Here is an 11,555-nt window from a genome sequence, read left to right on the forward strand (position 1 = left end):
CCGTGAGTGCGATTCGAATGGCTCGGGAAAGGGTCAATGATTGCTGTCTTTTAGAAATTTGCGGTCAGACAGAGAGAATGTTAACCCACAAAGTCGTCACCTTAATCACGTGATATCGACCAGTTCGCAAAGTCAGGAAGAGGTCACCTTCGAATGCAACGTGGCTGGATTCATCTCCCGCCTCGGAGGACGGATCCGAAAGAGGAGCGCGTAAAGCACCGGCACGGCCACCAGCGTCAAGACCGAAGCGAAGGCAAGGCCGCCCATGATCGTCACCGCCATAGACGCGAAAAACGCATCCGGCAGCAGTGGGATCATGCCGAAAATCGTCGTGCCGGCCGCGAGCACCACCGGGCGCAGACGGCTGACCGATCCATTCATCACGGCCTCGTAATCCGCAACACCATCTGCACGTTGCAAGTCGATCTCTTCGACCAGAACAATCGCGTTCTTCATCAGCATCCCGGATAGCGAGAGGAAGCCGAGCAATGCCGTAAAGGTGAAAGGCAATCCGGTGAGCAACAGCCCCAGGACCATGCCCGTCACGGACATGGGGACGACAAGCCAAAGGATCAGCGGTTGGCGGATCTTGTTGAACATCAAGATTGAAATCGTCAGCATGACCAGGAAGCCTAGGGGAAGCTGTTTGCCAAGGCTTTGCTGCGCCTCCCCGGCGCTTTCGAATTCGCCACCCCATTCCATCGAGTAACCTTCCGGAAGCGGAATGGCCTCGATCTCGGCGCGGACACTGCGGAAAGCTTCATCAGCGGTGAGGTCGCTGCGCGCGCCACCAAGGGCGGTGATCGTCCGTTCGCGGTCGCGCCGGTGAATGAGCGCCTCGGCGAGGCGTGTTTCGAAGCGTTCCACCAGGTTGGCCATTGGAACATAGGATCCCGCCCCCGCGGACCAAACGGACAGGTCGCGGACGTGGCCGATGCCGTCACGTTCGCTCTCGGGAAGTCGGAGAAGAATCGGGACCACCTCGTCTCCCTCTCTCAGCTCGCCAACGCGCAAGCCGGAGGTTCCAAAGCGAATGGTGTCCGCAATCGCGCTGCGCGTAGCGCCGGCCAGCCGCATCCGCGACTCGTCTACGACAGGTTCGATGAGAATTTCCCGTTGGCGCCAGTTGGTGCGCGGATTGGTGATCGTGCCAGCATCCTCGAAAATGCTTGTCGCCTCATCCGCGAGCTGGCGCAGGATGACAGGATCGGGTCCCGAAAAACGAACTGCAACATCGGCACCGGCTGGCGGTCCGAACACGATCTCTTCGACGCGGATCAGAGCGTGGGGGAATTCAGCGGGCAAGTCTTCGTTGAGTCTGCTGGCGATCGCCGGGATCATCGCGGCGTCCGCAACCCGGACGATGAGCTGGCCATAGCTGGCATCCGCCTGCTCTGGGTTGTATGTCAGCATGAAGCGGCTTGCACCACGCCCCACCAGGGTCGTCACATCTGTTACACCCTCTTCGGCCAGAAACATTTGTTCCAGACGTCGCATTTCGCGATCGGTGACATTGATGTCGGTCCCTTGCGGCATCTGGAATTGGACATAGAAAATCGGGGTGTTCGACGCCGGGAAAAAGGCCTGCTTGACCTGACCGAAGGCCATCACCGACCAGACGGTGATCCCCAAGATTGTCAGCACGACCGGGATACGGGCGCGCAGCGCCAGCCACAGAAACCCGCGATAAACCCCATAGAAAGCGCCCTTGTAGGGATCATCCGAAATGTTCTTGGGGGCCTTGAGCAGCAGCTTGCCAAGATACGGCGTGACGGTTACGGCAAGAACCCAGCTCATGAGCAGCGATATGGCGATCACCGCGAACAAAGAAAACAGGAACTCGCCCGTCGCATCGGGCGACAGACCAATCCCGGAAAAGGCCATGATCCCGATCACGGTCGCGCCGAGCAAGGGGATGGATGTGGAACCTTCTGTTTCGACCGCCGCGTCTTCCGCGCTCTTTCCCCGCGCCATGCCGATCACCATTCCCTCGGTGATGACGATGGCGTTATCAACCAGCATTCCCATTGCGATGATCAGGGCGCCCAGGCTGATCCGTTCCATCTGGATCCCGAACACCGACATGAAGAACAGCGTGGAGAAAACGGTGAGCCCGAGCGTTGCCCCCACCACAAGGCCCGCCCGCCAGCCCATGGTCAGCATCAGCGCCCCGACGACGATGGCGATGGACTGCCCTAGGCTGACAAGAAAACTCGAAACCGCCTCGTCGACCACAACATGCTGTTCATAGATAGGGGTGATCTCTACCCCCTCGGGCAACGCGGCCCTCAGCTGTTCGATCCGGTCCGAGACCGCAGCGCCGACCTCGACGACGTTCCGGTTTGTCAACGCCGACACGCCGAGAGTGAAGGCTGCTGCTCCGTTCTGGCGGATGATCTGGCTTGGCTGTTCGGCCTCATCGCGAGTGACACGGGCGATGTCGTTGACCGCCACTTGTCCGACCTCTCCAGCCACGCCAAGCCGCAGTTCTTCAAGCCCTTCGGGTGTTACATAACCCGGCGGAACCGACAGGCCGATACGAGCAGGGCCCTCGGTTATCTCGCCATTGGTGAACACCTGGTTCTCGTCCGTAAGAAGACCAAGTATCTGGTTGGGCGGAATCCCAAGTCCAGTGAGGCGGGCGGATGGGATCGAAATGGTGACCAATTCTTCGGCGAGGCCCTGAACCTCGACATTTGCGACCCCGTCGACAGTGACGAGTCCGACTCGCAACGACCTCGCCAGATCACGCTGCTGCTGTGGGGTCAGACCTTCGGTCGTCACAGCGTAGAACATGCCGAAGACGTCGCCAAAGTCGTCGTTTATGATGGGTGCGCGCGCGCCCGCCGGAAGCTCCCCCTCCACATCTCGGATTCGGCGTCGCATTTCGTCCCAGACCTGCGGGATTTCGTCACGACCATAGGTGTCCACGATGTCAACAGTAATCTGCGCCATGCCCGGCATCGACTTGGATTCGACCCTGTCCAGCTGCTTCATCTGCTGCAAAGCATTCTCAATGACGTCAGCGACTTCCTCCTCGACCTCGACGGCCGTGGCGCCGGGATAGGGCACGAAGACGAGCGCGGTCTTGAGGGTAAAGCTCGGATCTTCCAGACGGCCGACCGTGTTCAGCCCCCAGTAGCCACCGAACAGGCAGAAGATGATCGCAAGCCATACCGCGACGGGACGCTTGATGCTGGCGCGTGAAATGCTGAGTGCCATGAACTATTTTCGTCCTGTTAAAAGGGTAGGATCACAAACCCGAAACGACGACTGCCTGATCGTCGCTGAGCCGCCACCAGCCGCCAGACACGACCAGTTCGTTGCCCTCCAGACCGCCCAGAATGACAACCTCGTCATCAACGGGAAGCCCAAGCTGGACCGACCTGCGCGAGACCTGGCCGGATGATTCATTGTAGACCCAAATAGAAGGATTGGGTCGGCTCGTCGTGTCCACCGCTGAAACCGGAACGATGATGGCTTGTGGGCGACTTTCTTCTGCCGCAATGGCAATGCGCACATCCGCAGTCATTCCTGGCAGCAGGCGCGGGTCGATATCGCCGGTGATGGCGAATTCCAGATCATAGGTCTGCGCCGTCTGGTCGGCATCGGTCGCAAAGGACCGGAGTACGAGAGGTGCCGTGTAGCCCGGCACGGCTGGGAAACTCGCCACGATGTGGAAGGCGCCGGGTGTCGCTCGCGCAATGGCCGCAAGTTCCTCCGGCAGCGATATCACGACTAGCATCTCGTTGAGGTCCTGCAAGCGTGCGACTGGGGCGGCCGAAGTAATGTTGACGTATTCCTCGACGAAGGTGCGCGCCACGATCGCGTCGAACGGCGCGACGATCTGGGTCTGTGAGAGACGCCGCCGTGCCTCTCGCAGCGCGACATCTGCCTGCGCGAATTGGGCGCGCGCAGTCTCGAGCCGGGCGTCGGCCGCGACACCCCGCGCGGCGAGACCGGCCGCGCGATTAAGCTCGGACTTCGAGAGATCGAAGGACGCTTGCGCCCGGTGGACCGTAAGCTCGAAATCGACCGGATCGAGCTCGGCAATAACGTCGCCCGCGCGGACCGTATCGCCGGGCTCCACCGCGAGCCGAACGATCTGCCCCGATATCTGAAACGCAAAATCCACTGTCCGGGCAGGTTCGACGCGACCTGCGACGGTGCGGGATTGATTGACGGAGCGACTGATCACACGGGTGACTTCGACTGTGACCGGTCGTTCCGCGTTCCCCCCAGGCCGTGTGTCAACATCTGCCTCCGTGGTGCCCGTCGCGGTCTGAGCAAGCACGTCGGTCAGGAACGACGGAGCGAACGGAATTGCAACGGCAGCCACGCCTGCGACCAAGACAACAGACATTAATTGCTTCAAACGTCGTGTCTTTCTATTCGAGTTCATTGATCATGGTCCTCAATCGTTCGATGACGCGTTCCCCGATGTCCGCGCCGCCATCCGGAAGCTTCAAAAGCTTCTGGAACCTCAGCCCTTGGATCGCAAGGACGGTAATCATGGCACCCGGAGCGTCCTTCGTGTCGGACAGGATGCGCTCAAGATCGCCGGTCAGCTCAACGCGGAGTGGATCTAGCAGCTGTGGATCCGAGGCCGCGGCGGCGAGTATCGCCATGGACAGGTCATCGTCGACATCCTTGGATCGGGTGATGATTTCAAGATGTCCTCGCAATGTGCGCGAGGACAGCCGCTCGGGCAGATCGTTAAGGAGCACGCGATGCGCCGAGAGCATTTGGTTCAAAAGTCCGGATAGCAGGGCTTTCTTCGTCGGATAGTTGTATAGCACCCCGCCCTTGCTCAGGCCGGACTCCTTTGCGACGGCGTCAATCGTTATTTTTCCAGCCCCTTCACGCGCGGCAATCGCACGCGCCGCCTCGAGGATCCTCCGCGAGGTCTTTCCTTCTCCCGCAGCGAGTAGGCGCCCTTTCATTTCTGTACCATCCGGACGGTTAGGTTCGACAGGCAGCTATGTCTCGTTACCACCTAAGTCAAGCGTCTGGTGCACATCGCGTCAGAAAGGCGTGGCGCCTGCTGTCAAGAGTACATGAAGCCACCTGGGTGTCCTCCTCCCGCTAAATCGAGCTATTGTCCGCGGAATAGACGTCTAGAAAGGCGTCAGTAGCTTTCGTGGAATGTTCTGATGCATCGATCCGAGGCTCGAGCGCCAACAGTCTCGGCATGATGACGCCGGACAGGGAGAGATGAATGAACTGACCGGCAGCAGTATGGCAATCCTGCACGTGCAGAGATCCCGCGTCGCGCATGCCTTGAAGGATCCGCGCGACAATTCCGGTAGCCCGCTTCGGACCCGCTTCCATGTATATGTCGCCTGCCTCGGGCAGAACCGAAACCGCACCAATGCAGGAACGCAATAGACGAATGTAGTCATCATCCATCACAAGGTCGATCATGCGCCGTGAGAGCTCTTCCAGGACGCTTCGCGGATCTTCTCTGCTTGATAGCGGTCGAGATATTTCGGCCGAGAGCCTGTCGCACTCCGCTTGCACAACGATCAGAAAGAGCTGTTCCTTGCTTGAACAATGAGCATAAAGGGTTGCCTTGGATACTTTCGCTTCCTCGGCAATCGCATCGACGCTGGCACCTTCGAAGCCACATTTCAGGAAAACGGTCCTGGCCCCTCTGAGCACATCGTCAACTTTACTGACCCTCATGCCGACCACCTCCCTCGCCTGCGAAGACGCCCTCGTGTTCCCAATTATGTGCAATCTCTCCCAGTGCGTCGAGAACGCTTCGCAAGTCGTTGCCGCGCGACGTCAGGCCATAGGTCACCGCAGGCGGAATGGTCTCAGCCTGTTCGCGCCAGATGACGTCAGCGCCTTGCAGCATCCGCAGACGCTCAGTCAGCATTCGGGTTGATATCCCCGGCACAGCTCGCTTCAGCGCCCCGAACCTTTGCGGCCCCTGATCACTCAGGACCCAGATGATGTAGGTGGTCCAGGGTCCCATGAGCAGACGCAAAATCGAGTCCATCGGGCACTGTGGCGGGACCTTGGGCATCGCTGTTCACCCTCGGGCTATGCTGTTACTTTTCCGTTCCTACTTTATTTTTCGCCATGCATCAACTATTCAGTGTCTTCACGAGACACGCGAGGTCTCCCTGCAAACCGGGAAGGACAAACGGACATGGCCCGCCAACCCACGCTCTTAATTCCCCACGGGGGCGGCCCATGCTTCTTCATGGACTGGAACCCGCCCGATGAGTGGGACCGGCACCGGCAGTTCCTGCAGGATCTGCCGGGCACGCTGCCTGAGCGCCCCAGGGCGCTCTTGGTGATCTCGGGTCATTGGGAAGAGCCCGCCTTTACCATGCAGACCAACCCCGCCCCACCGCTTCTGTTCGACTACGGCGGTTTCCCGCCCCAGACCTACGAGTTGACCTGGCCCGCCCCCGGCGATCCGGCGCTGGCGGAGCGCGTGCATGACCTGATCCGCGCCGCGGGTCTCCCCGCCGCAAAGGATGCCGAACGGGGGTTTGACCACGGCGTCTTCGTGCCGCTCAAGGTCGCCTTTCCAGAGGCCGACATTCCCTGCGTCCAGCTGTCGGTTGCCAGCGATCTCGACCCCGGGCGCCATATCGCGCTTGGCCAGGCCCTGGCCCCCCTTCGCGACGAGGGCGTGCTGATCCTCGGCAGCGGCAACACCTATCACAACATGGGCGTGATGATGCGGAGCCTGCGCTGCGGGCCGCGGGGCGACATCGTTGGCGGCGCGTTCGACGCCTGGCTGACCGAGGCGATGACCTGCCCCGATCCCGAGGACCGCAACCGCAGGCTGACGCACTGGTCGGACGCACCCGGCGGCCGCGATGCCCATCCGCGCGAAGAGCATCTCATCCCGCTGCACGTCGTGGCGGGTGCGGCGGGCGACGATATCGGTCGCAAGACGCTGGAGGATCACGTTCTTGGCGCTATCGAAAGCGCCTTTCGCTTCGGTTGAACAGAAACTTGGAACAGGAACACAAAGTCATGTCAATTGACATCAAAGGCCCCTTCATCGTGACCGGTGCCTCCGGCCAACTCGGCAGTCAAGTCATCGAGAACCTGCTGGCGCAGGGGGCCGAGCCCCTTGTTGCAATCACCCGCACGCCGGAAAAGCTCGCGGCCCTTCTGGGGCGTGGGGTCGACGTCAGGGCAGGCGATTTCAATGACCCGGCCACTCTTGGCGCGGCCTTTGCCGGCGGCGGGCGGCTGCTGATCATCTCGACGGACGACCTTGAGCCGGGCAAACGGCTTGCCGCGCACCGTAACGCGATCGCCGCCGCGCAGGACGCCGGTGTTTCGCATATCGTATATACGTCGCTCACCAACCCGGATGAAAGCAGCCCGATAACCTTTGCCGCCGATCACCGTGAGACCGAGGCGCTGATCAAGCAGACCGGCATCCCGCACACGATCCTGCGCAACTGCCTTTATGCCGATCTCTTGTTGCAGAGCGGACAGCAGGCAATCAATGCGGGGGCGCTATACGCGGCAGCAGGCGAAGGCAAAGCAGGCTATGTCACGCGCGAAGATTGCGCCCGCGCTGCCGCCGCGGCCCTGTTGTCCGAGACCGGATCGACCCTGCGCGACATCACCGGACCCGAGGTCGTCGGCCATGCCGAGATCGCCGCGATCCTGTCCAAAGTTTCCGGAAAGAAGATCCCCTATGTCTCGATCACGCGCGATGCGCTTGTCGAGGCTATGGTCAAGAACGGCCTGCCGGAGTTCGTCGCGGATGTCTTCTCATCCTTCGACGTCGCCATTGCTACGGAAAATCTTGATGTTGCCTCGCATGAGGTTGAAAAACTGACCGGGCAGAAGGCGGAGTCGGTCCGGGATTTCCTGCTGGCAAACAAAACCGCTTTGACAGGACAGGCGTAAACGACACGCCCAAAGAGCCAATCTTGCTGAACAAGCCACCGCGCAAGGGTTCGTGGCCGGGTTTTCAGTTATGCTGCGGAGTGAGCGTCCGCGACCGGGCAGGATCACCTGCACCACTCCCCGCAAGCGGTGGCACAGCTGCGGGGGACGGTGTACGCACAGAGGCATAGTGCATGATCGCCGTCGGAATCAACGCTATCAGGAAGATCAGCGTGACAACGAGGAACCCGTCGCGAAACGCCGCGGTGTTCGCCTGGATGACCACAGTTCTCCCAAGGAACTGCGCAGCTGCCGCCGCCACCTGCGAGTCAGGCAGGCCAGTACCATGCAGGAGACTGCCGACTTCCCGAAGGAAGGTCATCGTGGCCGGATTGTCGCTGGTCTGCGTCGCGGCGAGGGCGTCTGCGTGCAGCATCGTCCGGCGCTCCATGAATACGGAAAGCAGGTTGACGCCAAAGGCGCCGCCGAGTTGCCGGATGAAGTTTATGGCGCCCGAGCCCTGTCCGATCAGGTCGCGGGGCAGTGTCTTCAACGGCCCGGCCGAGATGGCCGGGAAGACGAAGCCGAGCCCCACCCGCGACAAGATCGTCCACCACGCCAACGTCCAGAACCCGGTATTGATCTCGACGGCCGCTGACAGCCAGGAGGACCAAGCGAAAAGCGCCATGCCGCCCCCGATCAACAGGGCTGCGGGCAGCTTGTCGGAGAGCCGCCCGGCCAACGGGAACACGAGCACCAGAACGAAACCCGAAGGCATGAGCAGAAGCCCTGCCTGGGTCGGCGTGAAACCCTGGATCGTTTGCACGAACAGAGGCACCAGGTAGGTCGAACCGAAGAGCCCGGCGCCCATGATGAAGGAGACAACGGCCGCTGAGGCAAAAGGCACGTTGCGGAAGAGCCGCAAGTCGAGCATCGGCTTGGACGTACGCAGTTCCCACATGACGAAGCCGGTCGCGGCAGCGGCGGCGATCGCGAACTGGAGAAGGATCGGGTCGGAACTCCACCCCAGCCGTTGCGCGTTGGTGAGCGCGTTGAGCAGGGACGCGAGAAAGATCACGAGTAGCCCGAGGCCGGTCCAGTCGAAACCGGGGCGCGGTCCGGTAGCATCACGACCCGGCACGAACAGATTGGCAAGCACGATCGCCGCGATGCCCGGCGGCAGACCCAGGTAGAACACCCAGCGCCAGTCGAATGCGTCGATCAGCAAGCCGCCGATCCACGGTCCGAGTGCCGGGGCCAGCACCACGCCAATGCCGAAGATGCCCATCGCGGCTCCGCGCTTTTCGGGGGGAAAGACGCGAAAAAGCAGGATCATGCTCAACGGCTGCACCACTCCCGCGGCTGCGCCCTGCACCACGCGCGCAAGCGTCAGGACACTCTCGTTTGGCGCGATCCCGCCAAGCACCGAACCCAAGATGAACACCGCCAGCGCCACGTTCAGCGACAGCCGCAGACCGAAGGCCCGGTCGGCCCAGTCGCCCAGCAGCATGGTCGCGGTCATCGCCGCGAGAAAGCCGGTCGAGAGCCACTGTGCCTGCACTGCACTGATGCCGAAGGCGCCCATCACGTCAGGGATTGCGACATTCACGATCGTCGTCGACAAGACAACCGACACCGTCGCTATCATCACCGTGGCGGTTGCATAGGCCCGGTAAATTGGACCATATTTCCGGAAAAGCGCGTCAGTCTGCGACATCGATGCTCAATACCACCATCATTCCGGGCGACAGAACCACTCCTTCCGTCTCGACCGAGACCCTGATCGGCACCCGCTGAGTCACCTTGGTGAAATTGCCGCTTGGGTTGGGGCTCGGGAGCAGCGCGAACTGGCTGGTCGCCGCGCCGCCGATCCGTTCGACCTGGCCGCGAAACTCACGGCCCGGATAGGCGTCGACAGAAATCAACACTGGTGCGCCGATGCTGATCCTGCGCAGATCCGTCTCCTTCACGTTCGCGTCTACCCAGACCTCGTCTGGACGATGATAGATCAGGAGCCGGGTGCCCGGTGTGACGTACTCTCCCTGATCGACGAAGGTGGCATCAACCATGCCGTCGAAAGTCGCCAACACCTCCCTGTTTCGCAGGTCGATCAGCCTCTGCGCCCGCTCCGCCTCGAGGCCGGTCATTTCGGCCTCGATCCGCGCGACCTGGTGATCAATGACGGCGATCTGCCCGGCGTCAGACTTGACGATGTCCAGATTGGCGCGGGCGGCCGCGATCGCTGCGGCCGTCGCCAGTTCCTGTTGGCGCGCGGCATCGAGCCTTCCCTGAGCGTCCTCTTCGTTTTGCGGGGTTGCAATCTGCCGACTTGCCAAGGTGGCGATCCGGTCGAAATGACTTTGAGCGTTGCGTAATTCCGCTTCAGCTGCGGTATGGTTCGCCTCGGCTGCGTCGATCTGAGCCCTCGCGGCGGCAAGTCGGCTCTGGATCTGCGCAAGGATCATGTCCTGTTGTGCGCGAAGCTGCCCGATCTGCGCGCCGAGTGCCGCGATCCGCGATCCGCGACTCGGTGCCCGCCACGACGAGCTCGGCCTGCTCCGGATCGATGGACACCAGAAGCTCGCCCGCTGCGATGCGCTCACCCGCCGTGACCGTGATCTCCTGTATCTCGCCACTCACCTCGCTGGAGACTGTGACGAGAGTGGCGGCGATGCGGGCGTCGTCGATCGAGACGCGGGACCAGCGAGCGGCGAGCCAGCGCCCGCCGAAGACGGTGAGCGCAGCGATTGCCAATACGAGAATGCCTATGCGCAGCGGTCGCACGCGACGCCGAAGAGGCGGTGCCGCAGGCATTTCTGACGGCGCAGCCTCATCCTGTGGCTCGACCCGGTCGACCTTTTGCGCGGCAGCGTCCTTCTGGAGTTCGGTAATCTTGTTCACTCGGTCCGCTCCAAACGTTCGGCAATCATGGCAAGCACACGTCGCGCGGCGTTCAGATCATCTGTGGCCAACCCATCGAGAAGCTCCTTCCGCGTTGTATCGGCAATCTGGCGGATCTCGCTCAGGACGGGACCGGCGGCCTCGGTCAGGCGGAGGCGATTCACCCGACGGTCATCCGGACAAGATTGCCGCTCGATCAGGCCCTGTTCCTCGAGTCCATCGAGCAGGCGCACCAGCGTCGGCCCCTCCACGCCCAGCGTCGCGGCGAGTTCGCGCTGTGTCAGGCCATCCGCACGTGATAGCTCCAGAAGCGCCATCCAGCGCGCCTGGGTGAGCCCGAGGGCACGCAGGCGCGAATCCAGCCGGGTCCGCCAGCGCCTGGCGACTTTACCGAGCTCGGCCGCAAATTCCACGTCTTCCGCCATATGCCTTGATTGCATCCTATCTGATAGGATGCTAGCTAAATCGGAATTTGTGGAATATCAACCTGGAACTTTCTTAAATGTACGGCACAATCCTTCTGGCTTACGATGGCACGACCGAGGGGCGCCTTGCCTTGCGCGAAGGCGCCCGGCTGGCGCAAATTTGCGGCGCGAGCGTCGTTTTGTTGTCGGTGGTCAACCTTGCCGTCAGCGCGTCGATGGCGGGAACCGCGATACTGTCAACGGCGGAGACAAAACCGGCCACGTGGCGGCGCAAAAGTAGGCCAGTGGCGGGGCACTAAGCGCCATGGCGCGTGCGCTCCCCAAATAGTTGGCATGTGCCATGGCGCATTGGCCCGG

12 protein-coding genes are annotated in these 11,555 nt (G+C 61.6%); 3 read left to right on the forward strand and 9 right to left on the reverse strand.

Annotated elements, in window-relative coordinates:
* Positions 1 to 132 precede the first annotated feature (132 nt).
* The 5 genes from PVW27_RS11915 to PVW27_RS11935 all read right to left on the reverse strand — a co-directional run bounded on the left by PVW27_RS11915 (position 133) and on the right by PVW27_RS11935 (position 6,031).
* Complete coding sequence (locus PVW27_RS11915) at positions 133 to 3,222, reverse strand: efflux RND transporter permease subunit (protein WP_274557977.1); 3,090 nt, start codon at positions 3,220 to 3,222, stop codon at positions 133 to 135.
* A gap of 31 nt (positions 3,223 to 3,253) precedes the next feature.
* A complete protein-coding gene (locus PVW27_RS11920) occupies positions 3,254 to 4,402 on the reverse strand; it encodes an efflux RND transporter periplasmic adaptor subunit (protein ID WP_274557979.1) in 1,149 nt (382 codons plus the stop codon).
* Complete coding sequence (locus tag PVW27_RS11925) at positions 4,389 to 4,943, reverse strand: TetR family transcriptional regulator (RefSeq protein WP_274557981.1); 555 nt, start codon at positions 4,941 to 4,943, stop codon at positions 4,389 to 4,391. The genes PVW27_RS11920 and PVW27_RS11925 overlap by 14 nt, the downstream gene beginning before the upstream one ends.
* 142 nt (positions 4,944 to 5,085) lie before the next feature.
* The gene (locus tag PVW27_RS11930; RefSeq protein ID WP_274557983.1) at positions 5,086 to 5,685 is read right to left on the reverse strand and encodes a TetR/AcrR family transcriptional regulator; all 600 of its coding nucleotides are present in this window, start codon (positions 5,683 to 5,685) and stop codon (positions 5,086 to 5,088) included.
* Positions 5,672 to 6,031 carry a winged helix-turn-helix transcriptional regulator gene (locus PVW27_RS11935; protein WP_338019955.1) on the reverse strand — a complete coding sequence of 120 codons (360 nt, stop codon included), beginning with the start codon at positions 6,029 to 6,031 and terminating at the stop codon, positions 5,672 to 5,674. The genes PVW27_RS11930 and PVW27_RS11935 overlap by 14 nt, the downstream gene beginning before the upstream one ends.
* A gap of 180 nt (positions 6,032 to 6,211) precedes the next feature.
* Between PVW27_RS11935 and PVW27_RS11940 the strand changes: the two genes are divergently transcribed.
* Positions 6,212 to 6,970 carry a DODA-type extradiol aromatic ring-opening family dioxygenase gene (locus PVW27_RS11940; RefSeq protein ID WP_274557985.1) on the forward strand — a complete coding sequence of 253 codons (759 nt, stop codon included), beginning with the start codon at positions 6,212 to 6,214 and terminating at the stop codon, positions 6,968 to 6,970.
* A 29-nt stretch (positions 6,971 to 6,999) separates the two neighbouring features.
* Positions 7,000 to 7,893 carry an SDR family oxidoreductase gene (locus PVW27_RS11945; protein WP_274557986.1) on the forward strand — a complete coding sequence of 298 codons (894 nt, stop codon included), beginning with the start codon at positions 7,000 to 7,002 and terminating at the stop codon, positions 7,891 to 7,893.
* A 64-nt stretch (positions 7,894 to 7,957) separates the two neighbouring features.
* On the opposite strand, the gene PVW27_RS11950 is transcribed toward PVW27_RS11945, so the two are convergent.
* From PVW27_RS11950 to PVW27_RS11965, 4 genes are read right to left on the reverse strand one after another with little or no spacing between them, the layout of a single operon-like run.
* On the reverse strand, positions 7,958 to 9,589 hold the full coding sequence (locus PVW27_RS11950; RefSeq protein WP_274557988.1) for a DHA2 family efflux MFS transporter permease subunit: 1,632 nt from the start codon (positions 9,587 to 9,589) through the stop codon (positions 7,958 to 7,960).
* Positions 9,576 to 10,337: an HlyD family secretion protein gene (locus tag PVW27_RS11955; protein ID WP_274557990.1), complete on the reverse strand. Its 762-nt coding sequence runs from the start codon at positions 10,335 to 10,337 to the stop codon at positions 9,576 to 9,578. The genes PVW27_RS11950 and PVW27_RS11955 overlap by 14 nt, the downstream gene beginning before the upstream one ends.
* Positions 10,255 to 10,773 carry a biotin/lipoyl-binding protein gene (locus PVW27_RS11960; RefSeq protein ID WP_274557991.1) on the reverse strand — a complete coding sequence of 173 codons (519 nt, stop codon included), beginning with the start codon at positions 10,771 to 10,773 and terminating at the stop codon, positions 10,255 to 10,257. Before PVW27_RS11960 ends, PVW27_RS11955 begins: the two co-directional genes overlap by 83 nt.
* Positions 10,770 to 11,198, reverse strand: coding sequence for a MarR family transcriptional regulator (locus PVW27_RS11965; protein ID WP_274557993.1), 429 nt, complete (start codon positions 11,196 to 11,198; stop codon positions 10,770 to 10,772). The genes PVW27_RS11960 and PVW27_RS11965 overlap by 4 nt, the downstream gene beginning before the upstream one ends.
* Positions 11,199 to 11,275: 77 nt before the next feature.
* Here PVW27_RS11965 and PVW27_RS11970 point away from each other — a divergent pair, with 77 nt between their 5' ends.
* Positions 11,276 to 11,497 (forward strand): universal stress protein, encoded by a 222-nt coding sequence (locus PVW27_RS11970; protein ID WP_274557995.1) that lies wholly within the window; start codon positions 11,276 to 11,278, stop codon positions 11,495 to 11,497.
* Positions 11,498 to 11,555 lie beyond the last annotated feature (58 nt).

Origin of the sequence: Seohaeicola sp. 4SK31, from assembly GCF_028802875.1 — a bacterium.
Lineage (GTDB): Bacteria > Pseudomonadota > Alphaproteobacteria > Rhodobacterales > Rhodobacteraceae > Seohaeicola.